General features: G+C 46.3%; 23 protein-coding genes. 7 read left to right on the top strand and 16 right to left on the bottom strand.

Features of this window, described 5'->3' with window-relative positions; genetic code table 11:
- The first annotated feature begins 89 nt into the window (after window positions 1–89).
- Window positions 90–863, top strand: coding sequence for a 3-deoxy-manno-octulosonate cytidylyltransferase (gene kdsB / locus NGM44_RS01835; RefSeq protein ID WP_253223981.1), 774 nt, complete (start codon window positions 90–92; stop codon window positions 861–863).
- A gap of 10 nt (window positions 864–873) precedes the next feature.
- Entirely contained in the window at window positions 874–1,860 is a 987-nt protein-coding gene (locus tag NGM44_RS01830) for a DNA polymerase III subunit delta' (RefSeq protein WP_253223980.1), read from the top strand.
- Between the two features lie 123 nt (window positions 1,861–1,983).
- On the opposite strand, the gene NGM44_RS01825 is transcribed toward NGM44_RS01830, so the two are convergent.
- The 3 genes from NGM44_RS01825 to NGM44_RS01815 all read right to left on the bottom strand — a co-directional run bounded on the left by NGM44_RS01825 (window position 1,984) and on the right by NGM44_RS01815 (window position 6,246).
- Window positions 1,984–3,192: an alpha-hydroxy acid oxidase gene (locus NGM44_RS01825; RefSeq protein WP_253223979.1), complete on the bottom strand. Its 1,209-nt coding sequence runs from the start codon at window positions 3,190–3,192 to the stop codon at window positions 1,984–1,986.
- A gap of 251 nt (window positions 3,193–3,443) precedes the next feature.
- Window positions 3,444–5,198 carry an L-lactate permease gene (locus NGM44_RS01820; RefSeq protein ID WP_253223978.1) on the bottom strand — a complete coding sequence of 585 codons (1,755 nt, stop codon included), beginning with the start codon at window positions 5,196–5,198 and terminating at the stop codon, window positions 3,444–3,446.
- A gap of 667 nt (window positions 5,199–5,865) precedes the next feature.
- Window positions 5,866–6,246: a hypothetical protein gene (locus NGM44_RS01815; RefSeq protein WP_253223977.1), complete on the bottom strand. Its 381-nt coding sequence runs from the start codon at window positions 6,244–6,246 to the stop codon at window positions 5,866–5,868.
- A 123-nt stretch (window positions 6,247–6,369) separates the two neighbouring features.
- Between NGM44_RS01815 and mtgA the strand changes: the two genes are divergently transcribed.
- The 4 genes from mtgA (at window position 6,370) to thiI (ending at window position 11,584) form a co-directional block, all read left to right on the top strand.
- Window positions 6,370–7,050: a monofunctional biosynthetic peptidoglycan transglycosylase gene (mtgA, locus tag NGM44_RS01810; protein ID WP_253223976.1), complete on the top strand. Its 681-nt coding sequence runs from the start codon at window positions 6,370–6,372 to the stop codon at window positions 7,048–7,050.
- Window positions 7,051–7,371: 321 nt separating this feature from the next.
- Window positions 7,372–9,465: a polyphosphate kinase 1 gene (ppk1, locus tag NGM44_RS01805; protein ID WP_253224598.1), complete on the top strand. Its 2,094-nt coding sequence runs from the start codon at window positions 7,372–7,374 to the stop codon at window positions 9,463–9,465.
- Window positions 9,462–9,950, top strand: a complete 489-nt coding sequence (locus NGM44_RS01800) for a YchJ family protein (RefSeq protein ID WP_253223975.1) — start codon at window positions 9,462–9,464, stop codon at window positions 9,948–9,950. The genes ppk1 and NGM44_RS01800 overlap by 4 nt, the downstream gene beginning before the upstream one ends.
- Before the next feature lie 182 nt (window positions 9,951–10,132).
- Window positions 10,133–11,584, top strand: a complete 1,452-nt coding sequence (gene thiI / locus NGM44_RS01795; protein WP_253223974.1) for a tRNA uracil 4-sulfurtransferase ThiI — start codon at window positions 10,133–10,135, stop codon at window positions 11,582–11,584.
- Window positions 11,585–11,693: 109 nt separating this feature from the next.
- Here thiI and NGM44_RS01790 read toward each other — a convergent pair whose 3' ends face one another.
- The 11 genes from NGM44_RS01790 to NGM44_RS01740 form a co-directional block, all read right to left on the bottom strand.
- Window positions 11,694–12,422 (bottom strand): amino acid ABC transporter ATP-binding protein, encoded by a 729-nt coding sequence (locus NGM44_RS01790; protein WP_253224597.1) that lies wholly within the window; start codon window positions 12,420–12,422, stop codon window positions 11,694–11,696.
- A gap of 108 nt (window positions 12,423–12,530) precedes the next feature.
- Window positions 12,531–13,196: an ABC transporter permease subunit gene (locus tag NGM44_RS01785; protein WP_253223973.1), complete on the bottom strand. Its 666-nt coding sequence runs from the start codon at window positions 13,194–13,196 to the stop codon at window positions 12,531–12,533.
- Complete coding sequence (locus NGM44_RS01780; protein WP_253223972.1) at window positions 13,189–13,935, bottom strand: amino acid ABC transporter permease; 747 nt, start codon at window positions 13,933–13,935, stop codon at window positions 13,189–13,191. Before NGM44_RS01780 ends, NGM44_RS01785 begins: the two co-directional genes overlap by 8 nt.
- An 82-nt stretch (window positions 13,936–14,017) precedes the next feature.
- Window positions 14,018–14,974, bottom strand: coding sequence for a glutamate/aspartate ABC transporter substrate-binding protein (locus tag NGM44_RS01775; RefSeq protein WP_305884152.1), 957 nt, complete (start codon window positions 14,972–14,974; stop codon window positions 14,018–14,020).
- A gap of 307 nt (window positions 14,975–15,281) precedes the next feature.
- On the bottom strand, window positions 15,282–16,109 hold the full coding sequence (locus NGM44_RS01770) for an exodeoxyribonuclease III (protein ID WP_253224595.1): 828 nt from the start codon (window positions 16,107–16,109) through the stop codon (window positions 15,282–15,284).
- 281 nt (window positions 16,110–16,390) lie between these two features.
- Entirely contained in the window at window positions 16,391–17,107 is a 717-nt protein-coding gene (locus tag NGM44_RS01765; RefSeq protein ID WP_253223971.1) for a TetR family transcriptional regulator, read from the bottom strand.
- A 192-nt stretch (window positions 17,108–17,299) separates the two neighbouring features.
- The gene (locus tag NGM44_RS01760) at window positions 17,300–17,836 is read right to left on the bottom strand and encodes a hypothetical protein (protein WP_253223970.1); all 537 of its coding nucleotides are present in this window, start codon (window positions 17,834–17,836) and stop codon (window positions 17,300–17,302) included.
- A gap of 168 nt (window positions 17,837–18,004) precedes the next feature.
- A complete protein-coding gene (gene ychF, locus NGM44_RS01755) occupies window positions 18,005–19,096 on the bottom strand; it encodes a redox-regulated ATPase YchF (protein ID WP_253223969.1) in 1,092 nt (363 codons plus the stop codon).
- Between the two features lie 144 nt (window positions 19,097–19,240).
- A complete protein-coding gene (locus tag NGM44_RS01750; protein ID WP_253224594.1) occupies window positions 19,241–20,905 on the bottom strand; it encodes a cation acetate symporter in 1,665 nt (554 codons plus the stop codon).
- Window positions 20,906–20,952: 47 nt separating this feature from the next.
- Window positions 20,953–21,288: a DUF485 domain-containing protein gene (locus tag NGM44_RS01745; protein WP_253223968.1), complete on the bottom strand. Its 336-nt coding sequence runs from the start codon at window positions 21,286–21,288 to the stop codon at window positions 20,953–20,955.
- A gap of 451 nt (window positions 21,289–21,739) precedes the next feature.
- Window positions 21,740–22,393, bottom strand: coding sequence for an IS1595 family transposase (locus NGM44_RS01740; RefSeq protein WP_253223938.1), 654 nt, complete (start codon window positions 22,391–22,393; stop codon window positions 21,740–21,742).
- Between the two features lie 143 nt (window positions 22,394–22,536).
- Here NGM44_RS01740 and ndk point away from each other — a divergent pair, with 143 nt between their 5' ends.
- Window positions 22,537–22,968 (top strand): nucleoside-diphosphate kinase, encoded by a 432-nt coding sequence (gene ndk, locus NGM44_RS01735; RefSeq protein ID WP_253223967.1) that lies wholly within the window; start codon window positions 22,537–22,539, stop codon window positions 22,966–22,968.
- A gap of 156 nt (window positions 22,969–23,124) precedes the next feature.
- On the opposite strand, the gene NGM44_RS01730 is transcribed toward ndk, so the two are convergent.
- Together NGM44_RS01730 and dinB are read right to left on the bottom strand one after the other, a co-directional pair.
- Complete coding sequence (locus tag NGM44_RS01730; protein ID WP_253223966.1) at window positions 23,125–24,435, bottom strand: MFS transporter; 1,311 nt, start codon at window positions 24,433–24,435, stop codon at window positions 23,125–23,127.
- 232 nt (window positions 24,436–24,667) lie between these two features.
- A complete protein-coding gene (dinB, locus tag NGM44_RS01725; protein ID WP_253223965.1) occupies window positions 24,668–25,729 on the bottom strand; it encodes a DNA polymerase IV in 1,062 nt (353 codons plus the stop codon).
- Window positions 25,730–25,749: the final 20 nt, after the last annotated feature.

Raw genomic sequence — 25,749 nt, 5'->3', positions numbered from 1 at the left:
TTTATCCAAAAATTGGGTAAATTTAATATATTCTATCTCTTAATGGTGTGCGTAATGCACCCTGTGGTTATCTTTATAAGGATTATCCCATGCCAAAAATTCATCTAGTTATCCCTGCTCGTTATAAATCCACGCGCCTACCTGCCAAGCCGCTACTGCCGATTCATGGCAAGCCGATGATTCTATGGACGGCGGCGAAAGCAATGCAGGCAAGCTTTGCTGATACTGTTTGCGTGGCAACCGATGATGAGCGCATTTATGCCACTTGCCAAGATGCAGGTGTGAATGTGGTGATGACCGATGGTGCGCACCCATCTGGCACGGATCGCTTGGCGCAGGTGGCGACAGATTTGGACTTTGATGATGATGATATTGTCATCAATATGCAGGGTGATGAGCCGCTTGTGCCGCCTGTGCTGCTTGAGCAGGTGATGCAGCTGTTGATTGATAATCCTGATTGTGCGATGGCGACCTTGTGTGAGCCAATCGCTGATAGCGATGAATTTGCGCGCCCATCGGTGGTGAAAGTGGTGATGGATAATGCGCATCGTGCGCTGTATTTTAGCCGTGCGCCGATTCCGCATGACCGTGATGGCGTGATGGCAGGGCAAACGACACCAAAGCAAGCATTTCGCCATCTAGGACTGTATGCCTATCGTGTGCGAGTGCTCAAGGCATTCACAGGCTGGGAGCAGGGCGTGCTTGAGAAGCTAGAAAGCCTTGAGCAGCTGCGCGTATTAGAAAATGGCGAGCGCATTGCCATCGATGTCGCCAAAGTCGCTTTGCCTGCTGGTGTGGATACGCCAGAAGATCTTGAGCGATTGAACGCCATGCCGATCGAAGCATTGATGGCATTTGACTGATGGGATTGTAATGAGTACGGATTTGTACTTTGCGCCGCTGCTAACTTGGCAGCATAAGGCATGGCAGCAGCTGACAGGGCAGTTTGTGAGTCATCATCTGCCACATGGATTGCTGGCGGCAGGCATGGCAGGTATCGGCAAGCGCGCATTTGTATGGCGATTGACCGCCTATCTATTGTGCCAAAACCGCAATAAGCAGGGCGCGTGTGGTGCGTGCGACAGCTGTCACTGGCTGATGGCGGGTACGCATCCTGATCTGATGGTCTTGCCTGCTGCCAGTAAGCTTGGTGCGGATGGTGGCGATGATACGATCAAAATCGATGACATTCGCGAACTGCAGGTATATAGCCAGTCAAAAGGTCATGGTGCAAAGGTCATTGTGCTTGATCATGCTGACACACTGACGATCGCAGCTGCTAATGCGCTACTCAAGACGCTTGAAGAGCCGCGCTATGGTGTGTTTTTGATATTAATCAGTGATTATCCATCGCGACTGCTGCCGACGATCAAAAGCCGCGTGCAGCTGTTGCCATTGACGCAGATTGACACAGCGGCAGCGAATGCTTATCTAGACGAGCAGGGCGTTGCCAATGCGCAAATGCTACTTGATATTGCCGAAGGTGCGCCCTTGATGGCGCAGATGCTGGCTGATGAAGCGTGGTTCGCTGAGCGGATGACTTGGCTGAAGACCTTGATCGCACTACAAAGTGGTATGCGCACCCCATCGCAGGCGAGTAGTTTTTGGCAGGAGAAATTGCCCTTGGCGCAGTTTATCCACTTGTCGCGGATGATGGTGCTTGAGCTGTGGCGATACGCTTCAAGCTTGCCATGTTTACATACCGATTTGGATTTGCACGCATTATTCCAAGGCGGTGCGATAAATACGGCTGTATTAGATCGTTTATCACAGACTTTGGATGATGTGCAATCCGCCATCAGCCAAAATATCCAAGAAAAAATCGCCTACGATCGGCTGATGGTGGCGATGGTTGGGTGAGTTCTTATTTTGTATCTGCTGAAGATTTGTAAAATAGATGGTTTTAAAGCTTATTAATCATATAAAAAATCAAGCCCAAACAAAACACTTGGGCTTGATTTTTTTATATGCCGTCAATGATAATTACCAACGAATCGGCGTGATGTGTGGGTTGCCTGATTTTAGGTGCTCATAAGTACCTTTGACAAAGATATCTTCGTTCACGGTATTGATATTGGTATGACCACAGAATGCCATAGTGATGTCACACTCTTTGTAGATGATTTCAAGTGCACGGCGGACACCGTCTTCACCATACGCACCAAGACCATACAGGAATGAGCGACCAATCATTGTGCCTTTTGCACCTAGAGCGATGGCTTTTAGGACATCTTGACCTGAGCGGATGCCAGAGTCTAGCCACACTTCGCAGTTTGAATTTTCAGCATGTGCTGCTTGTACGCAGTCAGATAGAGCTGCGATCGATGATGGTGCGCCGTCAAGCTGACGACCGCCGTGGTTTGAGATAACCATCGCATCTGCACCAGATTTGGCAGCCAGGATGGCATCTTCAGGCTCCATGATGCCTTTGATAATCAGCGGGCCGCCCCACAACTCTTTGATGCGTGCGACATCGTCCCAGTTTAGACTTGGGTCGAACTGCTCAGCCGTCCATGACGATAGGCTTGATAGGTCGGTAACACCCTTAGCATGACCTGCGATATTGCGGAAAGTGTGGCGCTTAGTGCCAAGCATATTAAAGCACCATTCAGGCTTGGTCATTAAGTTTAGGATGTTTTTTAGGGTTGGCTTTGGTGGTGCTGATAGACCGTTTTTGATGTCTTTATGACGCTGACCCAAAACTTGCAAATCTGCGGTCAAAATAAGTGCCGAGCAGTTGGCAGCTTTGGCACGCTTGATCAAGTTTTCCATAAATTCTTTGTCGCGCATGACATACAGCTGGAACCAAAACGGCTTAGAAGTATTCTCCGCGACATCTTCGATTGAGCAGATAGACATCGTCGATAGCGAGAATGGAATGCCGAATTTTTCCGCAGCGCGTGCAGCATGGATTTCACCATCTGCCCACATCATGCCTGTAAAGCCAGTCGGCGCGATCGCCACAGGCATAGACACATCCTGATCGATCATCTTCGTGGCTAGGCTGCGACCTTCCATGTCCACCAGTACGCGCTGACGCAGCTTGATGCGGTCAAAGTCGGTTTCGTTGTTGCGATAGGTGGTCTGCGTCCATGAGCCTGAGTCCACATAGTCATAGAACATACGCGGTACTTTGCGCTCAGCAATACGGCGCAGGTCTTCGATTTCGGTGATTTTGCTTAAATCTGCCATAATAATTCTCTAACTTAAATCAGATGGGCGGGATGATTTTATTCTGATAAGCAACGGATTCAATTGATTATCAGAATAAAACGCATTCGTAAGCTGCGTATTTTACCTGCTTTTTGTGATTATCGCCAATGATTTATAAATCATTTCGTATAAGAATTGAAAACATGGATCAATCATAAAGGTAAAAAGATGAAAATTTAAAAGTGCAAAAGTGGGCTTGAAAATCCAAACCCACTTGTTTGCAACAAGGCTTATGCTTTCGCGCCAGTTTTGCTCATGACGATCAAGAACAGAATTGGCCAAGCCACCGCACCAATCCACCACATTGGGCTAAAGATCAGCGCCATACCGATCAGACCTGCTTGTACGACATAATAAGTCATAGAAATCAAAGTTTTACGGATGACATAACCTTCACGGTTCACAAGACCGACGACCGCACAGGCAGCGACGACATTGTGTACTGAGATCATGTTGCCTGCAGCGCCGCCGACCGCTTGTAGAGCGACGACTTTACCTGCAGCGACTACATCCAGACCGATTTGGGTTGCTGTACCCCATTGGAAGTGAGCGAACATCATGTTCGATACAGTGTTTGAGCCTGCGATGAACGCGCCCAATGCACCGATCCACGGTGATACCAGTGGCCACATACCTTCAAAGGCACCAGCAGCTGCCGTTGCCAATACTTTTGGCATCGCAAGCATCTGTACTGCTGCATCAGGCGCTGAACCTGAGTTGATGAATACTTGCACCATCGGTACAGAGAACAGTAGTGCAGGCGCTGCAGCAAGCATGGTCTTAGCTGATGCTGACCAGCTGCGTTTTACCATATCGCCTTTCATGCTGAACAAGAAGATACAGATGATCGACACCAGTAGCAGTACACTACCTGGAGAGTAAAGTAGCTGAGTCTTGTTGGTGATGGTCGTACCTAGGATATTGCTATAAGCGATGGTGACTGCATCTGAGTTCAAGAATGCTTTTAGTGGCTTGACAGTACGAGTCACGATCAAGATCGCGATGATGATCAAGTAAGGCGCAAATGCACGCAGCACACTGAAATTTGGTGTGTTTTTGTCATCAGTATTGGTTACAGCAAGTTCACTTACCCACTCTTTATCCCATGATTCACGAGGGCCGAAGTCAAAGGTTTCTTTTGGTGTCAAGAAGCCACGCTTAGCAGCAGGAATTACCAATGCCATACCAACGATTGAACCAACGATTGACGGTAGCTCAGGGCCGATGAATTTAGCGGTCAATGCATAAGGCACAGTGAAGGCAAGACCTGCAAAGATAGCAAATGGCGCAGCTTTCAAACCTTCGATGAAAGAGCGTTTTTGACCAAAAAAGCGCGTCAAGAAACCACACAGAATCAGCGGAATCAAGAAACCAACCAAGCCATGAATCAGACCGACATTGCCCGAAATATCAAAGATATACGCTGGCAGATCCTTATTGATACCTGCCAATGCACTCATCACATCTTCTTTGTTCTCAAGACCTGAATTGACACCGATCAGAAGTGGCGTACCGACCGCGCCATAAGATACCGGCGTCGATTGGATAATCAATACCGCCATCACACACGCCATCGCAGGGAAGCCTAGTGCAAGCAGTAGTGGCGCTGCGACCGCTGATGGCGTACCCCAGCCGGTAGAACCTTCGATCAGACAGCCGAACAGCCAAGCGACGATGATCATCTGTACGCGGCGGTCAGGCGAGATGTCCATAAAGCCGCGGCGAATCGCAGTGATCGCACCGCTTTCTTTAAGGGTGTTTAGGATCAAAATCGCAGAGAATACGATGAATAGAACATTGACCGCGGTCAAGACACCGTGAATGGTTGCAGCAGCGACTTGATTACCGCTGGTATGCCACACAAAATACGACAATGCCGCCGTCGCAAGATACGCCAAGCTCATGGCATATTTTGCAGGCAGACGCATGACGACCAGTAGCACGAATACGATAATGATTGGCAACATCGCCAAAAATGTATACATACTCACTCCTTGTACTCGTCACAAGACGAAAAATAATTCAAGATTTATCAGTGGCTTTTCTGCCAAGCAAATAGCGACAGGGCGCATTGATAAAGTCGATAAAAATTGCAAAATAAAAAATCATCACGGCATCGACATTCACAGGCAATCTGTACAACAAATCGACTGTAAAAACCCAATCAACCGTGATGATAGTACACTGATATAAAAATCGTCGGCAATTTTACCGATTTACTCATCAAAAAGGAATAGATTTCAATGCTACCAAATTTGTATAGCTGATATTTTTTATATAAATAATCGGTATATTTTTTATGCAAAATCACCATCCAAGCCATATAAATCAAGACTTAGGCATTTTTCTATGAAATAAAAACTTGTATAATCAAATTTGTTTATTTTTTGTAAACGAGCCAGTATTTTTGCAACATTATGTAAATTTAGCATACTTTAGCGCAGCAATTGGCGATAATTATTGATAATTTATAACAGTTGTTTTGATATCAAATTTCATTTTATTCCAAATGGTTGGTTATAATATTTCCAAAAGTTATGGCGAGATTTGACAAATATTTGGTGAAATTTTAATCAGTTTAGCCAATAAAAAAGCACCGATGTGAAGTTTATCGATGCTTTTTAATTAATTAAAATTATCAGTAAGATTAGATTATTTCATCAAAATACGCTGCACATCCATCACAGAAAATGGGTAGCATAATAGCTGATTTGGCGTGATCAAAATCGGCAGGTATTTGCCAAGGCTGTCAAGCAAGGTGATATCTTGGGTGTTCATAATCTCAAGACGGATCAAGGCTGGCGATGGCGTGACGGTTTTTAGCACAAAGCCAAGCCAAGTTTGTGCATCTTGGCACAGATGACAGCCGTCCGTTCCGATCAGATACCAAGTGTCATCGCGGATGTCATCGACTTGTAGGCAGGTCAGTAGCTCTTGGCGAAAGTGTGTAAAATCATCGGCGGATAATCCTGCGACTGCATGGCGGTTATTTTTTAGATTTGATAAATGAATTTTATTATTTAATGAAATCATCGTTATTCTTCTGTAGTTATTCTTCCATAAAAGTGGAAAAAGTTGTGGTTTTTGTGGTTAAAAAATCGCTATTATCAGCACAAATCATGTACAATAATCCGATCAATTTAGGGGTATTGTAGCGTGTTTCGATCAATTTTTAAATGGCTTTTGGCGCCGCTGCTTGGCTTATTCTTGGGATTTCATATCATGGTGGCAGGGTTGCTTGCAGTCGGTAGTGTCGTGCCAGTGACCAATTCGGCATTTATGATGTGGCATCGCATCGGTGGCGGTAGCGTGACACAGTCGTGGGTGGATTATGACAATATCGCCAAAAGCGTCAAGCAGGCAGCGATCGTCAGCGAAGATGCGAAATTTGCCACGCACAATGGCTTTGATTTTGAGAGCATTCAAGCGGCGATGAAATCCAATCAAAGTGACGGTGAGATCTCAGCGGGTGGCTCGACCATCAGTCAGCAGCTTGCCAAAAATCTGTTTTTGACATCGCACCGCTCATACATCCGCAAGGGCGAAGAAGCGATCATCACGGTGATGATGGAAGCGCTGTGGAGCAAGCAGCGGATTTTGGAAGTGTATCTGAATGTCGCGGAATTTGGCGAAGGTATCTACGGCATCGAAGCGGCGGCGTGGCATTATTTTAAAAAACCTGCCAGTAAACTCAATCGCGATCAAGCGGCGCTACTGATCAGTCTTTTACCCAATCCAAAATATTATGGCAAACGGCTGGGCGCAAAACGCCTAAAGAATAAACAACGCATTATCATGCGGCGGATGAATGGTGCGATTTTACCCAATGCATCTTAAGAGTATTTGTCATCAAACTGTCATAAGGTGATGATATTATTAGCAAATTTATATCAGTGATGATCATTGAACTGCCTGTATAAATCCAGTAAACTATCTAAAGAGACGCATTTTTTGATGCAGATTATCAATAGCTGATTTATGAAACATCGCACAATTTTACGATTATCGCCACTAGCGATGGCGATCGCTCAAGCCAAAATTTTCATTCAGGATATTAGGGATAAAGCTATGCACACCACTTCACACGCCGAGCCGATGGATGCGCTGATGGACGCAACCGACACGACCACACAGACCGCGTCTGTATCTGATTTGACCATGCTTTCTGCGGTGGTTGATCAAGATGGACAATTCACCCCTGAATGCTATTTCAATCGCGATTTATCGGCGCTGCGCTTTCAGCTGCGTGTACTGGCACAAGCGGTCAATCCGCATCATCCACTGCTTGAGCGGATGTTCTTTTTGACGATTTTTTCATCGAATTTGGATGAGTTTTTTGAGATTCGTGTCGCAGGATTATTACAAAAATTCAAGCAAGGCGATAAAGTCAGCAGCCTAGATGGCCGTAAGCCAAGCGAGCTGCTCGAAGAGATCAGCGACATTGCGCACGCAGCGGTCGATGAGCAGTATCGTATTTTGAACGAAGATATTTTGCCTGAGCTTGCCAAATATGAGATTCGTTATCTTAAGCGCGATGAGCTTGATGATGAACAGCGTGCGTGGGTGCGTGAGTATTTCTTAAGCCAAGTAATGCCTGTTCTGACGCCGATCAGTATCGATCCTGCGCATCCATTTCCACGCCTTGTCAATAAATCACTGAACTTCATCGTTAGCCTAGAAGGTAAAGATGCCTTTGGTCGCGATATCAACCGCGCCATTGTCCCTGCGCCGCGCTCATTGCCGCGCGTGATCCGTCTGCCTGATGAGCTGACTGATGGTAAAGAGCATCATGTCATGCTCTCGGCAGTGATTCATGAAAATGTCGGCGAGCTGTTCCTTGGTATGAAAGTCACAGGCTGCTATCAGTTCCGCTTGACGCGAAATGCTGATCTTGCACTGGCAGATGATGTTGATGATATTGCTAAGGCATTAGAAGGTGAGCTTGATAATCGCCGCTTCGGTCATGAAGTGCGCCTAGAAGTCACCACCAACTGCCCACAAGAGATCAGCGACTTTTTGTTAGAAGAGTTCGAACTGTCAGATTCGCAGCTGTATCGCGTCAATGGGCCGGTGAATTTGACGCGACTTTTGACGGATTTTAATCGTCCAGAATTAAAATTCGCGCCATTTACTCCAGCGATTCCAAAGGCGTTTCGTGAGATAGATATGAATGAAACAGGTTCGATGTTCACCGCCATTGCCAAGCAAGATGTATTGGTGCATCATCCGTTTCATGCCTTTAGCCCTGTGGTGAATCTGCTGTGGCAAGCGGCAAAAGATCCGAATGTACTTGCCATCAAGCAGACCATCTATCGCTCTGGGGTGAACTCTGAGATTGTTCAAGCACTGGCAGCAGCGGCGCGTAATGGTAAAGAAGTCACCGCGGTGATTGAGCTGCGTGCGCGATTTGATGAAGCCAGTAACATCGCGGTCGCCAATATGCTACAAGAAGCAGGCGCGGTCGTTGTCTATGGTATCGTCGGCTATAAGACACACGCCAAAATGATGCTGATCGTCCGCCGCGAAAATGGCAAAATTCGCCGCTATGCACACCTTGGCACGGGCAACTACCACGCAGGCAATGCCAAAGCTTATACCGACTATGGACTATTCACCGCCAATTCTGAAGTCTGTGAAGATGTTGCAGGCGTGTTTCAGCAGCTGACAGGCATGGGCAGACCATTGCCATCTAAGCAGATTTTGCATGCGCCATTTACCTTGCATGAGACTTTGATGAAGCTTATCGATGATGAGATCGCTCATGCCAAGGCGGGCAAAAAAGGCCGCGTGATCATGAAATTCAACGCCTTGACCGAACGCCGCATTATTAATAAGCTGTATGAAGCCAGTCAAGCAGGTGTGGAGATTGACTTGATCGTCCGCTCGATCTGCTGCTTGCGTCCGCAGGTGGCGGGCTTATCTGAGAATATCCGCGTACGCTCGGTGGTGGGGCGGTTCTTGGAGCATACGCGCGTGTATTATTTTGGCAATGATGTCAAAAATGGCGGCAAAGAACGCTTGTACTGCTCAAGTGCTGATTTGATGGATCGCAATCTGTTGCACCGCGTGGAAGTAGCATTCCCAATTCTTGACAAGAAATTATTTAAGCTGATCTATCAAGATGGTTTGATCAATTATCTGCAAGATACCGTGCAGGCGTGGCAGCTGACCGGCACGGGCGAGTGGCATTCACTGGCGGTGATGAATGGGCATGATGCGCAGATGACCTTGCTTGAGAAGATCACAGGATGAATGGTGTGACTGGTGCTTGCCCATGTGGCTCAGGGCGTGCGTTTGCTGATTGCTGTCAGGTGTATCATCTTGGCAAAGTGGCTGAGAGCGCCGAAGTACTCATGCGTTCACGCTACAGTGCTTTTGAGGTGGGGAATATTGATTATATCATCGCTACCACATTGCCCGCTCAAGCTCCGCTGCTTGATCGCAATGCCTTACAAGCTTGGGCAGATGAGATGACTTGGACGGATTTGACCATCAAAAGCCATCAGTCAAAGATTGGCAGACGCCACGCGCAAGTGCATTTTATTGCCAAATTTATCCATGATGGGCAGGCAGGCGAGCATGATGAATTATCCGCCTTTGTCCGTGTGGCAGATGATGCGGGCGTGACGCGTTGGTATTTTCTTGATCCGACCGTGCCGTGCGATCTGACCAATAAGCAGCCGTGTCTGTGCGGCAGTGGCGAGAAGTTCAAGGCTTGCTGCGGGAAGTTTTTATAACTGGATAAGCTTATGACTTGGGCATTTTGCCAAAGTATGGTTTATAAATTTAAAATAATACAGCGTTGTGCTGCTTGTACTATCTTTGATCTTTTGTTTTTATACAACCATGCTGAAACATCACAAATTCTAGAGAAAATATTGTAAAATACGCACAACTTTTCACTTGTGCGTATTTTTTTATGAAATTCATCATCAAACTATTTCCCGAAATCATCATGAAAAGCGAAACCGTCCGCAAGCGGTTCGTGAAAGTCCTTACCGGTAATATTAAAGAAATTCTACACAGAATTGATGAGACTATGGTCGTGGTGCGTCATTGGGATTTCATCGAAGTGCGCAGCAATGATGAGTCCAAACGCCATGCGTTAAAAGACGCGTTGGCGCGGATTTCTGGCATTCATCATTATCTGGAAGTTGATGAGACGCCTTATACGGATTTGCACGATATTTTTCTACAGACCTTAGCGGAATATCAAGATAAGCTGATTGATAAGACTTTTTGTGTGCGTGTCAAACGCCGCGGCACGCAGGATTTTGACTCGATGCAGGTGATGCAATATGTCGGCGGTGGGCTAAAACAGCACATAGAATCAGCCAAAGTCAAGCTCAAAGACCCCGATGTCGTCGTGCGTATCGAGATTGAAAATGACAAAATGATGCTGGTAAAAGCGCGACATGAAGGCTTGGGTGGCTATCCGATGAGCACCCAAGAAGATGTGCTATCCTTGATTTCTGGGGGCTTTGACTCGAGTGTCTCAAGTTTTGCTTTCATGCGTCGCGGTAGCCGTGTGCATTATTGTTTTTTTAATCTTGGTGGTCAGGCGCATGAGATCGGCGTCAAGCAAATGGCGTATCATCTGTGGTCACGCTATTCATCATCGCACAAGGTGAAATTTGTCACGGTGGATTTTGAGCCGGTGGTGGCTGAGATTTTGCGCAGTATTGATGATGGGCAAATGGGTGTGGTCCTAAAGCGGATGATGGTGCGTGCCGCAAGCCAAATCGCTGAGCGTATGGGTATTGAAGCCATCGTCACAGGCGAAGCATTGGGACAGGTGGCAAGCCAAACTTTGACCAATCTGCATATGATTGATAAGGCAGCGACACGCTTGGTATTGCGCCCGTTGATTACTCATGATAAAGAGCAGATTGTTAAGATTACCGAAGAAATAGGCACTTTCGAGATCGCCAAATCAATGCCTGAATTCTGTGGTGTGATTTCAAAATCGCCAACGGTCAAGGCGGTGGAATCAAAAATCATCGCCACCGAAAGTGAGTTTGATTTTGGCGTGTTAGATACCGCTATTGAGACTGCCAAGGTGGTGGACATCAGAAGCCTTGTGGTGAGTGATGAGATTAAGCTGCCTGATGTGGTCGAGATGGCAGTAGCAGGTGAAGTGGTGATTGATATCCGCAGCAGTGATGAGATTGATGAGTTGCCGCTTGTGCTTGATGAAGCTTGCCAAGTGCTTGAGCTGCCGTTTTATAAACTTCGCAGCCAGTTTGGTGCATTAGATCAGAGTAAAACTTATCTGTTGTACTGCCAGCAAGGGGTGATGAGCCGCCTACAGGCAGGGCAGCTAATGGCAGATGGTTTTGATAATGTCAAAGTGCTGAAGATTAAAAAGTAGGGCAGCGATTAAAGCTTGTGAAAATAGCATATCAAGCAAATCTATAAACAAAAAATCAGCACCCAACCCAAATTTGGATGCTGATTTTTTTTGTAAGATTTTAAACAAATCAATGATTTAAAATCTTACTCAAGAACGACTGCGCGCGGTCTGATTTGGCGTTTTGGAAAAACTCATCTTTGCTGCAGTTTTCTACGATATGCCCTTGATCCATAAAGATGATGCGGCTTGCCACTTGACGCGCAAAGCCCATCTCGTGCGTCACGCACATCATCGTCATGCCTTCGCGTGCCAAATCCACCATGACTTCTAGTACTTCTTGGATCATCTCAGGGTCAAGTGCAGAAGTCGGCTCGTCGAACAGCATGGCGATCGGATCCATCGACAGGGCGCGCGCGATGGCGACACGCTGCTGCTGACCACCTGACATCTCAGCAGGGAATTTTTTGGCGTGTGCAGCCAAGCCTACGCGGTCAAGGTAGCCCATGCCTTTTTTGGTGGCTTCATCTTTGCCGCGACCCAGTACTTTCATCTGTGCGATGGTCAGATTGTCAATGATCGATAGATGCGGAAACAGCTCAAAATGCTGAAACACCATGCCGACACGACTGCGAAGCCTAGGCAGGTCGGTGTTCTTGTCGCCGACGCTGATGCCATCGACGAGAATTTGACCGCCTTGGAATGGCTCAAGTCCGTTGATGGTCTTAATCAGCGTTGATTTGCCCGAGCCTGATGGACCGCAGACGACAGTCACATCGCCTTTATGCACATGGGCGGTGCAGTCGGTTAGAACCTGAAAATCGCCATAGCGCTTAGTGACATTGCTAAGCTTAATCATGATCTCATCAGAATTATGCCCATTGTCCGTGACCAAGCCGCCAAATTCGTTGATATAAGTGCTTGCGTCAATTTGTGTTTGGATTGCCATAAGTAGCTCTCAATCTATTTAAACTCGTAAATTCTTTTGTAGTCGTGCCACGCCTTTGGATGCGATTAGACTGATGATGAAGTACACCGCACCTGCACCAAGGATGTAATATTCTAAATAGCCCATCAGCTCGCCGCGTACATATGCCGCACGGAACAGATCGACCAGACCGACGGCAAATACCAGCGTCGTATCTTGGAATAAAATGATCGATTGTTGCAGTACCAGTGGCAGCATCTTGCGAAATGCTTGTGGCAAAATCACCAAGCGCATGGTCTGAGAATAAGTCATACCAAGGGCTTTGGCGGCGTTGATTTGACCTTTGCCAATCGACTGAATGCCTGCGCGGACGATCTCGGCAAAGTACGCCGCTTCAAACATGATAAAGGCAATCGTACAGCTGACGAATTTTGCGTCAATGGTCAGATAATTGCCGGTCACCATGCTGTACATCATCGGTACGGCAAAATAAAACCACAAAAGCACCAATAGCAGCGGCACAGAGCGGAAGTAATTGACATAAATCTTGGCAGGAATGGCAAGCCATGATTTGCTCGATAAGCGCATCAAAGCAAGAATCGTGCCGAGTGTCAAGCCGCCAATCACCGCCAAAATCAGTACCTTAAAGGTGATGGCGATGCCCGACAGCAAAATTGGCATGGCGGTTTGTAATTCATTAAGCATGGCTACCCCCATCGATTTGACCTTTGATTCTTAGTTTTTTCTCAAGGGCGATCATGCCGTAGATGAGCGTTAGGTTGAATGCCAAATAAATCACAGTGGCAAAGGTGTAAACTTCAAAGCTGTTTTGGGTGTATTCGCTGATGGTTTTGGTTTGGCTGATCAGCTCGGTAACACCGACCAATGATGCGATGGATGCGTTTTTAAAACAGTTGGTCAGCTCTGAGCTTAGCGGTGGTAATATCACGCGAAACGCCTGTGGCAAAATCACATAGCGATAAGACTGCGCGGTGCTAAAGCCAAGGGCGGCAGCGGCATTGGCTTGACCTTTTGGCAAAGACTGAATGCCTGTACGCACCTGCTCGATGATACGCGCGGCGGTGAATAGTCCCAAACCCAAAGCGGCACTGATGGCGGCTGATGTGTTTGGTTCAAGTCCATACCAAAAGGTGCGAAACCCTTCGGTCAGCAGATTTGGCATGACATAGAACCAAAAGAATAACTGCACCAAAAGTGGCACATTGCGGAAAAAATCGACATATACTTTGGCAATGGTCTGCGCTGTTTTGCTCGGTAGTGTACGCATGATGCCAAGCACTGTACCAATCACCATGGCGATGATCCACGCACTCGTGCCGATGATCAATAGCCATTTAAAACCCGTGACCAGCCAATGCCAATACAGCTCATTGCCAATCCCAGTCGATTGCCAAAGTACATTCCAATTCCATTGATAATTCACAAAAATTACCCCTTAAAAAGATAACACAAACCCAAAATCAGCACCGCAAATGGGTGCTGATTTGGTGTAGATTGGGTAGGGATTATTGCGCAGGTGCTGGCTGATCGTGTGGTGCAGCAAGCAGTGCTTTTAGGTTGTCCGACATCGGGAACTGCATATTGACATTCTTCGGTGGGATCGGCTGAGTGAACCACTTGTCATAGATGCTGTTGATCTCGCCTGAGCTGTACACTGCTTTTAGGGTGTCATCAACCAAACCCTTGAATTCAGCATCGCCTTTACGAACCATACAGCCATAGATTTCAAATGATTGTGGCTCACCAACGATGTGCCATTTTGCAGGATCTTTGGCTTTGGCTTTTTCGCCCGCTAGTAGGACATCGTCCATCATAAAGGCTTTGGCGCGACCATTTTCAAGCATCAAGAACGCTTCGCCGTGGTCTTTGGCTGAGATGATGTTGATGTTCAGCTTTTTCTCATCGTTGAATTGACGGATATAACGCTCAGAAGTCGTACCTGCGGTGGTGACCAGGGTTTGATCTTTAAGATCTTCAAAGCTGTTGATACCAGAATCGGTTGCGGTCAATAGACGCGTGCCGATTTCAAAGAAACCTACTGAGAAATCCACTTGTTGTGCGCGCTCGGCGTTGTTGGTGGTTGAGCCGCACTCAAGATCAACAGTACCATTTTGCACCAATGGAATGCGCGTTTGTGAAGTTACAAGATTATAGCGGACTTTCAGATCAGGCATTTGTAGCTTTTCTTTGACCGCTTCAACCACTTTTAGTTGTAGGTCATGCGCATAGCCGACAGGTTGGTTCGGATTATCCGCGATATAAGAAAATGGGATAGATGAGTCGCGATGCGCTAGTACAATCGTACCTGATTGCTTGATTTTTTCCAAAGTGCTTTGGGTGGCAGCGGCAGCTGGGGCGGCATCCGTACCTTGAGCAGCTTGTTCGGCAGGTTTTGAACAGGCGCTCAGACCAACAGCGGCAACCATCGCTAGACCCATAGAAAGAGATTTTAATTGAAACATGGATAATATCCTTATAACTGACGGTGGGATATGCAAACACGCAATATGATCAGCGTACATATTGCGGCATACCAAGGGTAAAAAATTTCCTTAAGCATTACAATAATGTAATTTTTGAGTGAATGCAATAGCTAAGACAAGTAATATAGACAACTTTTTTGTAACTTTTGAAACAATTTACCGATTGGCACAAAAAATCCACCGAATTCGATGGATTTTATAAAATGTAAATTTATTAAAACTAACTTAAATTTGTTAAGATAATGATAAAAAATTCGCTATTTTATCAGTAAATTGTATAATAAATTTACAATTGATAATCAATAATCACTGGAGCATGATCGCTGAACCATTGATCTTTATACACCCAAGCGCCAATGGTGCGCTCTTTCCAATCAGGTGAGCAGGCTTGATAATCAATCCGCCAGCCAACATTCTTAGCACGCGCTTGACCGCGATTTGACCACCATGAATAGATGTCGGCATCATGGCGCACCACGCGAAAAGTATCGACATAGCCAAGCTCATCATAGATGTGATCAAGCCATGCGCGCTCATGCGGCAGACAGCCTGAAGCTTTTTGGTTGCCTGACCAGTTTTTGATGTCGATGCGCTTATGCACAATGTTATAATCGCCGCAGACGATGATGGATTTGTGCGCGTCACGCCATGCCTTTAGAATATGGCGGTATTGCTCCAAGAAATGATCTTTACGCGCTTGGGCGTCATCGCCTGATGAGCCCGATGGCAGATACAGCGATGCGATGTGAACGGGCGTGTCAATCCCATGCGCGGATAAATCAAAAGCGGCGGTGATGAATCTGCCTTGGCTGTCGGCAAGCTCAAAACCCAAGCCATCTGCGACGCTCACGAAAGGCAGGCGGCTATAAATCGCTGTGCCTGCATAGCCTGCACGCTCGGCAGGAAATAGGTGGGTGTGCCAGCCATCGGGTTTGAATTTATCCGTCCATTGCTCATGGGTGATGCGCGATTCTTGGATGCAGACGACATCAGCATCGGATTGGTCAAGCCACTCAAAAAAGCCTTTTTTCTCGGCAGAACGCAAGCCATTGACATTGATCGACACCACGCGCAGTACTTTGGCAGGGTCGTCATAGATGGCTTTGGATGGCACGACATCGTTAGGCTTGACATCAAAGCTTGGCTTTTCGCCTGATGCTTTGGGCGCGCCTATGGTGGCGGATTTTGCCACGCGTTTGGGCTTGATGGCGGCGGGTTTTTCTGTTTTTTCGATCGTTGCAGATTTTGTTGTTTTGGGGCTTTGTGCGGTGGTCTCGGTGGTTTTGGAATTTAAAATAGATTTGGGTTTATTTAAAATAGATTTTACAATCATAATAACAAATTTTAATAACATTTAATAAAAAAGGGCGAACACTTGCCCTAAAGCTTGGAAGGTCAGTTTTGGATTTGTTCATCCAGTAAGGTTTCTTCGCTGGATTTCCAGTTGTACGCGCCGTACAGCACCATTTGCATTTGGCGAGTGCAGCGGTGAAGCATGGTTTGTTTCTTAGATTCTAGCTCTTCTTTACTTGGACGGTCTTCTTCGTCCAAAAATTCAGGCATATAAGTCAAATCCAGCCAATCGATAATCCAAGAAAAAGACAAATTTACGCCAGTTTTGGCAAGCAAATAACGATCTTCGGCACAAATATGCTCAAAGGCAGGCTGCATGCCAAGGTCTTCGCTCATGATCTTGGCAAAAGTGGCAATCTGCTCACTGATAGCACGGCGCACCGCTTCAGAGCCGCCAAAGCGTTCGGATGCGATGAACTGCCAATAGCGTGGCTGAGTATTGACCGCCTTAAAAAACAGCTGCACACTTTTGGCAATCTGACGATCAAAGCTGCGCTTGCGCCCAAGCTGCATATGCTCGCGCAACATGGCAAGCGCACCGCCAAGCTCATCTTCGACCAAGGCTTTACCAAGGCTTTCCATGTCATCAAAATGTCGATAAAATGCCGTCGGCACGACACCCACTTCACGCGTGACTTGGCGCAAGCTGATCGAGCTGTAGCCCTGACCGCTCATGCACAGGTCTAGCACGGCATTAAAAAAAGCTTGGCGGGTTTGGCGTTTTTTTTGTTCACGACTGGTGGATTTTTCGACGCTCATGGGTTATCCCTAAGATTTGAGTGAATGACTGTATATTATCTTTAAAATCATCTGCGCTTGCAAGTGTTTGGCGATAATTCAGCGAAAATATCCGAAAAATTTTCCCAAAAAATTGTATAAAGTTGTGTTTTAAGACAAAAATCCACTCATTGTGCAATGAATGGATTTAAGGTTTGTTGAATCAAGATTAACTTAGCTTTTTCTGCTGCAGTCAAGCAAAACGGCGTTGTCTGCGCCAGTGACTTTGATTTTATCACCTGCAACTGTCATCGCCATGCTGCCGCCTGTGATGCCATCATCGGTGGTGTAGCGGTTGGCATTGGCTGGGTCTTGGTTCAGGTCGTATTCGATGTCATCGGTCGTTAGGTGCGCTTCCATCTCGCCTTCGTGGTCATGGATTGCAAGATAGACGGTCTTATCGCCGCATTGATAAGCATCGCCCGCGTGCGCATGGTCGTGTCCTGCGTGATCGCCATGATCATGCCCTTCATGATCGTGACCTTCATGATTTTCACCTTCATGATCATGACCGTCGTGTGCATCATGCTCGCCGTGTTCATCGGCTTTGTCTTCTGCTTTAGCGGCATCTTCTGCGGCGGTATCAGCTTGGGTAGTGGCGGCAGGCTGTGCGTCGTTTTGTGCGGTTTTGGTATCATTGCTTGGCTTTGAGCATGCTGCTAGTGTAAAGGCTGCAAATAGGCTTGCCAAAATGATTTTTTGATTTTTCATGAATAACTCCAACTTTGAAAAGGTGATAGTATAACCGAAATGATAAATGATAATCAATCTTAGCAATAAAAAACCATCATATTTATAACAATTGATTTTGTAAGATGGTATAAACATCAAAAAATCCACCAAGCCAATGACTTGATGGATTGATGAAACGCTCAATGATCACACATTAAATCTAAAGTGCATCACATCACCGTCTTGGACGATGTAGGTTTTGCCTTCTAAGCGAGATTTGCCCGCTGCTGCTGCGCCTTTTTCGCCGCCATGCTCGATGAAGTCATCATAGCTGATTACTTCAGCACGGATAAAACCGCGCTCAAAGTCGGTATGGATCACGCCAGCAGCTTCTGGAGCGGTTGCGCCGACTTTCACCGTCCATGCGCGTACTTCTTTGACACCTGCGGTGAAGTAGGTTTGTAGGTTTAATAGCTCATAGCCTGCGCGGATGACGCGGTCCAGACCTGCTTCTTCCATGCCTAGGCTTTCTAGGAATTCTGCTTTGTCCGCTTCGTCCAGTAGGGCAATTTCAGCTTCGATTTGGTTGCATAGTGGGACGACGATGGCGTCTTCTGCTGCGGCAAATTCACGCACTTGGTCTAGGTATGGGTTATTTTCAAAGCCATCTTCTGAGACATTGGCGATGTACATCACAGGTTTTAGGGTGATTAGACCATAGCTTTTGATCAGTTTGCGCTCATCATCATCGACGCCTGCTAGGCGCGCAGGCTTGCCATCGGCTAGGAATGGCTCGATTTTTTGGAATACAGCCAGTGCTGCTTGCGCATCTTTATCGCCGCCTTTGGCTTTTTTGTTTAGGTTGGTGATGGCGCGTGTGACCGCATCAAGGTCAGCTAGAGCAAGCTCGGTATTGATGGTCTCGATGTCTGATAGTGGATTGACGCGACCATCGACATGGATGACATTGTCATCATCAAAGCAGCGCACCACATGGGCGATGGCGTCGGTCTCGCGGATATTGGCTAGGAACTGATTGCCCATGCCTTCGCCTTTTGACGCGCCCGCAACCAAGCCTGCGATATCGACGAACTCCATGCTTGTTGGGATAGTGCGCTCAGGATTGACGATTTTTGCCAAGGCTTTTAGGCGTGGATCTGGCACAGGGACGATGCCTGTGTTCGGATCTTTGGTACAAAATGGGAAGTTTTCCGCTGCAATGCCTGCTTTGGTCAATGCATTAAAAAGGGTGGATTTGCCGACATTTGGTAAGCCGACGATACCGCAGTTAAAGCCCATGATAGTCTCTTTTGTGTTGAAAATTTAACAAGGATAATCTGATTATTATAGCAAATGTTTATTGGCTTTCCTACTATTAAGCAAACAAATCCAAAAACAAAAGCCCCCGAACCATCGAGAGCTTTTGAAAACAGATGCTTAAGATCAGTGATCTGATGCACCTGAGATGCCGATACCAGTCATCGAGCGGACGAACTGCTGATCAAAGGCTTTCTTATCTTGCTCAGCGCGTGCTGATTTGTCAGTGACTGAGAATAGCCATGCGCAGATGAATGAGATTGCCATTGAGAAGATCGCAGGGTTGCTCATATTGATCACAGGTTCAGTGCCAAGACCTAGCGTATCCACCCAAACTGCTTTGGTCAGACCGATTAGGATCACCGCACTTACCAAGCCTGCAAAGCCACCGATCACCGCACCGCGTGTGGTTAAGCCTTTCCAGAACATAGACAGTACAAGCACTGGGAAGTTTGCTGATGCTGCAACCGCGAAAGCCAGACCTACCATGAACGCGACATTTTGTTTCTCGAACAAGATACCTAGGATCATTGCAAGAACTGCCAAGCCTAAAGTTGCGATCTTTGACATCTTAAGCTCAGATTCTGGCGTGGTTTTGCCTTTGCGATAGACATTGGCGTATAGGTCGTGTGAGATCGCTGACGCACCTGATAGGGTCAAACCTGCCACAACCGCCAAGATGGTCGCGAAAGCAACAGCTGAGATGAAGCCTAGGAATAGGTCACCACCGACAGCGTGACTTAGATGGATCGCTGCCATGTTGCTACCGCCTAGTAGTTCAAGGTTGCCAGTGATAACCATCTTGGCTGCATCAAGATACGCTGGGTTTTGAGCGACAAGTAGGATCGCACCAAAGCCGATGATGAAAGTCAGTAGGTAGAAATAGCCGATGAAGCCAGTTGCCACGACGACAGATTTACGCGCTTCTTTAGCGTCAGATACAGTGAAGAAACGCATCAAGATGTGTGGTAGACCTGCTGTACCGAACATCAATGCCAAACCCAGTGAGATTGCATCCAGTGGGGTTTTAACAAGACTGGTTGGGCCCATGATTTTCGATGCTTCTTCTACGCTGATGTTGTGGACATTTGAGAACACTTCGATAGACTGCGCGAACATACCAGAGAAGCTAAAGCCCACATGGTTCATGACCATGAACGCCATGAAAGTTGCACCTGATAGCAGCATCACTGCTTTGATGATCTGTACCCAAGTGGTCGCAAGCATACCGCCAAACATCACATATGCCATCATCAATAGACCAACGATCACAACGGCAATGTTATAGTTCAGACCAAATAGCAGCTTGATCAGCTGACCTGCGCCGACCATCTGTGCGATCAAGTAGAAAGCAACAACCACAAGCGAGCTATAGGCTGCCATCTTACGCACAGGATTTTCATCTAGGCGGAATGACACCACATCCGATAGGTTGTATTTGCCAAGGTTGCGCAGGCGTTCAGCGACTAGGAACAGAACGATTGGCCAGCCAACCATAAAGCCTAATGAGTACAACAGACCATCATAGCCTGAAGCGAATACCATCGCCGAAATGCCTAAAAAAGATGCCGCTGACATGAAGTCACCGGCAATCGCAAGACCATTTTGGAAACCTGAGATGCCGCCACCTGCGGTGTAGAAATCTTTGGCAGAAGTGGTTTGCTTGGCTGCCCATTTGGTGATGAAAAGGGTGAAGCCAACGAAGATGGCGAACATGATGATCGCTGTCCAGTTGGTCGCTTGTTGTTCAGCTTCGCCTTCTAGTGCAGCGGCAAAGACTGGGCTTGACATTAGGCTGCCAAGCAAGGCATATCCTGCCAGTTTAAATTGGACGAGTTTCATTTTGACGCTCCTTTGTCAAAGGCGATGGCTTCCACTTCTTCGATGGCTTCTTTGTTCAATTTATCAAATGAATTGTTCGCGATCGATGAATACACGCCGCACAATACAAATGAGATGACAATCACGCCAATGCCCAAAGGAATGCCCCAAGTGATCACACCGCCTGAGATTGAAGTGCGCAAAAACTCTGGATTGTAAGCAACCAGTAGGGTGAAACCGATGTAGATGAATAGCATTAAGACAGTCAAACTCCAGCTTAAGTTACGCTTTTTGGCGACCAGAGTTTTGAATTTGGGATTTTCAAGAATGCTCTTGACTTGAGCTTCGTTCATAACCTTTCTCCATGAAATAATTCGGCACTATGCCTACAGGTTATAATGAAAAAGAGATAATCATTTATCCCTATTATCAAACACTGAACTGTATTTGGAATAAAATATTTCAAAAATACCGCAAATAAATCAATGGCTTATCATGGAAATGGTGAAGTTATGATTCTTAACCAAACTCTCAAGTCATTGCAGATTTATTGTAAAGCAAACAGAACAAATGTTTCAATAACATTGCCATACTACCACAACAAAGTGAACAATGCTACACTTATTTTGTATAGACATTACAAAAATTTCCACTATTTTTAAAATAAATGGTAGTCATTAATTATAAGCAGCTTCGCAACGGTGATTTGATCAACACCAATACTGGTGCGACATCAAGAGAATAAGTTGTAATACAATTACATGACTTGGTAAAAATTATTTTGGGGCTGTACTAGATAAATCCCTAAACCCCACACCATTTTCTTAACAATCTTAATTGATTGGATGGTGTGCCATAGTTAAATCTAAACTCGCATTCTTTGATAAATAAATGAAAATGCTTTTTGTCAATACCGTTATATTTTCTTAGAATGCGTTTGGATTGCGACCAAAAGTTTTCAATGCCGTTAATATGATTATGATTGTTTGCAAATTCTTTGGAATGATTAATTCTAAAGTGTTTAAAATCACTCACATCTAAAGCATTATAACTTCGATAGCTATCTGTATAAACCACGCTATCAGGTTTGATTTTACTGGCAATAATAGGCATTAATGTCTTAGCTTTGGTATCTTTAACACAGGCAGTATAAACCTTACCATTGCGTTTTAAAAGACCAAATACGGCAACTTTGCCAGCAGCAGCACGCCCACGCTTGCCTTTACGAATGCCACCGAAATAGCTTTCATCCAATTCTACTTCACCGTCAAATAATTCACAAGCTTCAAGGTTTAAGCGATATTCAATCACCAAGCGAATTTTATGATAAAACAAAGCAGCTGAATTATGATGTATCTCTAACAAATCAGCAGCTGATCTTGCGGTGACTTCAAGCACAAAAAATTCAAGCAGTTTAACTTGAACTTTTTTACTTAATTTACAACGGGTTATCTTCATAAAACTAGTATAGCATTATTGCTAATCTAGTACAGCCCCATTATTTTTATATAAAGCACGCACAGGACTGTAAATTGTTCAAAAAAATTGCTATAATCTTTGTGATAATTTTCCCCTTAACCATTTAGCAAAAGGATGATCCCATGGCTATCGAACGCACTTTATCTATCATCAAGCCAGACGCAGTTGGCAAAAACCACATCGGCGAAATCGTTGCTCGCTTTGAAAAAGCTGGTCTTAAGCCAGTTGCGATGAAATACAAGCACCTAACTCAAGCAGAAGCAGAAGGTTTCTACGCTGAGCACAAAGAGCGCGGCTTCTTCGCTGACCTAGTAGCTTTCATGACTTCAGGCCCAGTTGTGGTATCTGTACTAGAAGGTGAAAACGCAGTGCTTGCACACCGCGACATCCTAGGCGCAACCAACCCACAAGAAGCAGCTGCTGGCACTATCCGTGCAGATTTCGCAGTAAGCATCGACGAGAACGCGGCACATGGTTCTGACTCTGTAGCTTCAGCTGAGCGTGAAATCGCTTACTTCTTCGGTGCAGACGAGATCTTCCCACGCACTCGTTAATTTGTTATTTGTTGATCAAATTATAAATTACTAAAAATCCCTTGAGTAGTGATACTTAAGGGATTTTTTATTGCAAGAATAAGGGGTGAGAAAAACAGCTTGAATAACCCATCAAATATCATATCAAGCTGCTTTTGTTTTAATTAACGGTAAAATTTACGCGCGTTTTAGCACAGCCATCGCTACCGTTGCAATCAGGGCAGGGATGGCGATTGACCAGAAGTTCCATGCGTGCGGCAGATTCAATGACAACAAGAAACCTGTGATGATCGGACCTACGATCGCGCCGATGCGACTGACCGCCGATGCGCTACCGATACCTGTGGTACGGATATGTAGTGGATAAAACTGCGCAAGATAGCTGTACAGCAGAATCGATGTGCCGATGGTGGTTGCGCCTGCGACTGCGACTAGGCTATATAGGATAAATGGCGGTGAGTTGAACGCCAATGCCGAGATCGACAGTGCGGCTAGGGCGCACATGGTGACGATGACAGGCTTTAGGTGGAATTTATCTGCCAAGAAGCCGCCTGCGATCGCGCCGATCATCGCACCGATATTCAGCGCGAATAAGAATAGGATACTTGCGCCCAATGAGTAACCAGCTGATAGCATCAGCTTAGGCAGCCAACTTGACAGCGTATAAGTCATCAATAGGCACATAAAAAACGCCACCCAGAACATCAGCGTACCAAAGGCGCGACCTTCGGTGAACAGCTGCTTGAACGATGAGCTGCCTTGGCTTGCAGGCGGTGCGCTTGATTCTGCTAGGATTAGCAAAGCATCATCATTAACGGTAAGTGATGGCTCGACTTTTTTGATGATGTGGCGTGCAAGCCCTTGTTTGTTGTCCTTAACCAAATAGGTGAGTGACTCAGGCAAGAATTTCCAAATCAGCGGAAAACCTGCCAATGGAATGCCTGCTAAGTAGAACATGATCTCCCAGCCATAGTCTTTGACCAAGAATGAGCCAAGCAAAGCTGAGATGATACCGCCGACCGCATAGCCGCTGAACATGATCGAGACCATCGTGGCGCGTGATTTTTTCGGGGCGTATTCAGATGTCAGTGCGACTAGGTTTGGCATAACGCCACCGATACCTAAGCCTGCCAAGAAGCGCAAGATGGCAAATTCGGTCGGTGATGGCGCAAACGCACCTAAGAAAGTAAAGCCGCTAAAAAATGCCGTGCAGACCATGATGATTTTTTTGCGGCCGAATTTATCCGCAAGGCCACCAAAAATCATCGCACCAAACATCATGCCGACCAAGGCAGAACTTGCCAGCATCCCTGCTTGAACCGAAGTCAATGACCACTGTTCCATCAGTAGTGGTAGGGCGACACCATAGATGACCAAATCATAGCCATCAAAGATGATGACCAATAAGCACCAAAACAGAACTTGCCAATGAAAAGGCTGAAACCTTGCGTTGTCAATCACTTCATTGACATTGATGGTTTGAGACATACACTAAACTCCTTGTGTGGGTTTGTAGGCGGTTTGGTCATCAAACAGTGGAATGCACGAGTGCATTTCTTGGCTTGACAACCGTACAATAAACTGCTGACAAACGAACGCCTGCCAGCTAAAAAACCAGCAGAGCACAGCAAACATCCCTGTTGCTCTTGAAATAATATAACTTGGTATTGTACAGAGTTTAAAAATTTTGTAAATATAAAAAACGAAAATTTTTGATAAATTATTCAAATAAGCTTAATTGCTGGGCGTCATTCTGATCGCCGAAATTTGAAAAGGTCACACCAACCAAGCGAATGGCAAGTGTGCGATCGACATCACTGAATAATGCTGTGAGCCATTCATAGGCTTGCTCAGCGCTGCTGTAGGCTTGTTTTTGGCTGTGACTACGGGTGATTTGGGTGAAATTGGCGAATTTTAGCTTCAGTGTCACGGTATGTGCGGTGAGTTTTCGCTCGGTTAAGATAGCAAAGGCATCATAGGTTTGCTTATGAATCGTGGATAAAATCACGGCGTCGTCTTGGGTATTTTCACCAAAGGTAATTTCAGTGCCGATGGATTTGCGGATGCGTTCGGCATTGACGATACGCTCATCGATTCCATGCGCGATGTCGTGATAATAGCGACCGCGCTTGTTGCCAAACATCTCAACAAGCTTTTCAAGTGGCATCATGCGAAGACTTCGCCCTGTATGAATGTCAATCTCGTGCAGGCGTGCACTACTAGCACGACCGATACCATGAAACCGCTCAATCGGTAGGCTGTCAATCAGTGCTTGGGCATGTTCAGGTGGAATGACGGTGATACCGTTGGGCTTGTTGATGTCTGATGCGATTTTGGCAAGCATTTTATTGTGCGAGACGCCAGCGGACGCGGTCAGACCTGTGGTGCGATGGATGTCTGCTCGCAAGCGTTCAGCAAGGGCGGTGGCTGAGCCAAAATCCTGCCAAACTGCACTGACATCCAAATAAGCTTCATCGAGTGAGACAGGCTCGACCAGTGGGGTGATGGCGTGCATCAAGGCTTGTACTTGGCGGCTGACAGTGCGATACACATCAAAACGCGGACGCACAAAGATGGCATGACGGCACAGCTGTCGCGCTTGGCTGCAGCGCATCGCCGAATGAATGCCAAATCGGCGCGCTTCATAACTGGCGGCAGCGACGACACCACGCCCATCAGGGTCGCCGCCGACGATGATGGGCTTACCGCGCAGTGCTGGATTGTCGCGCTGTTCGACACTGGCAAAGAATGCATCCATGTCGATGTGAATGATTTTTCGCATAAAACGCGCCATTAGCAAAA

The sequence above is a fragment of the Moraxella sp. FZFQ2102 genome, from assembly GCF_024137865.1.
GTDB lineage: Bacteria > Pseudomonadota > Gammaproteobacteria > Pseudomonadales > Moraxellaceae > Moraxella.
This window is presented reverse-complemented; position numbering and strand designations above follow the sequence as displayed.

Bases quoted from the DNA above. Each gene is read 5' to 3' on its own strand.
- kdsB (WP_253223981.1), top strand. From the start codon at position 90: ATGCCAAAAATTCATCTAGTTATCCCTGCTCGTTATAAATCCACGCGC.
- NGM44_RS01830 (WP_253223980.1), top strand. From the start codon at position 874: ATGAGTACGGATTTGTACTTTGCGCCGCTGCTAACTTGGCAGCATAAG.
- NGM44_RS01825 (WP_253223979.1), bottom strand. From the start codon at position 3,192: ATGGCAGATTTAAGCAAAATCACCGAAATCGAAGACCTGCGCCGTATT.
- NGM44_RS01820 (WP_253223978.1), bottom strand. From the start codon at position 5,198: ATGTATACATTTTTGGCGATGTTGCCAATCATTATCGTATTCGTGCTA.
- NGM44_RS01815 (WP_253223977.1), bottom strand. From the start codon at position 6,246: ATGATTTCATTAAATAATAAAATTCATTTATCAAATCTAAAAAATAAC.
- ppk1 (WP_253224598.1), top strand. From the start codon at position 7,372: ATGCTTTCTGCGGTGGTTGATCAAGATGGACAATTCACCCCTGAATGC.
- NGM44_RS01800 (WP_253223975.1), top strand. From the start codon at position 9,462: ATGAATGGTGTGACTGGTGCTTGCCCATGTGGCTCAGGGCGTGCGTTT.
- thiI (WP_253223974.1), top strand. From the start codon at position 10,133: ATGAAATTCATCATCAAACTATTTCCCGAAATCATCATGAAAAGCGAA.
- NGM44_RS01790 (WP_253224597.1), bottom strand. From the start codon at position 12,422: ATGATTAAGCTTAGCAATGTCACTAAGCGCTATGGCGATTTTCAGGTT.
- NGM44_RS01785 (WP_253223973.1), bottom strand. From the start codon at position 13,196: ATGCTTAATGAATTACAAACCGCCATGCCAATTTTGCTGTCGGGCATC.
- NGM44_RS01775 (WP_305884152.1), bottom strand. From the start codon at position 14,974: ATGTTTCAATTAAAATCTCTTTCTATGGGTCTAGCGATGGTTGCCGCT.
- NGM44_RS01765 (WP_253223971.1), bottom strand. From the start codon at position 17,107: ATGAGCGTCGAAAAATCCACCAGTCGTGAACAAAAAAAACGCCAAACC.
- NGM44_RS01760 (WP_253223970.1), bottom strand. From the start codon at position 17,836: ATGAAAAATCAAAAAATCATTTTGGCAAGCCTATTTGCAGCCTTTACA.
- ychF (WP_253223969.1), bottom strand. From the start codon at position 19,096: ATGGGCTTTAACTGCGGTATCGTCGGCTTACCAAATGTCGGCAAATCC.
- NGM44_RS01750 (WP_253224594.1), bottom strand. From the start codon at position 20,905: ATGTCAAGCCCAGTCTTTGCCGCTGCACTAGAAGGCGAAGCTGAACAA.
- NGM44_RS01745 (WP_253223968.1), bottom strand. From the start codon at position 21,288: ATGAACGAAGCTCAAGTCAAGAGCATTCTTGAAAATCCCAAATTCAAA.
- NGM44_RS01740 (WP_253223938.1), bottom strand. From the start codon at position 22,393: ATGAAGATAACCCGTTGTAAATTAAGTAAAAAAGTTCAAGTTAAACTG.
- ndk (WP_253223967.1), top strand. From the start codon at position 22,537: ATGGCTATCGAACGCACTTTATCTATCATCAAGCCAGACGCAGTTGGC.
- NGM44_RS01730 (WP_253223966.1), bottom strand. From the start codon at position 24,435: ATGTCTCAAACCATCAATGTCAATGAAGTGATTGACAACGCAAGGTTT.
- dinB (WP_253223965.1), bottom strand. From the start codon at position 25,729: ATGCGAAAAATCATTCACATCGACATGGATGCATTCTTTGCCAGTGTC.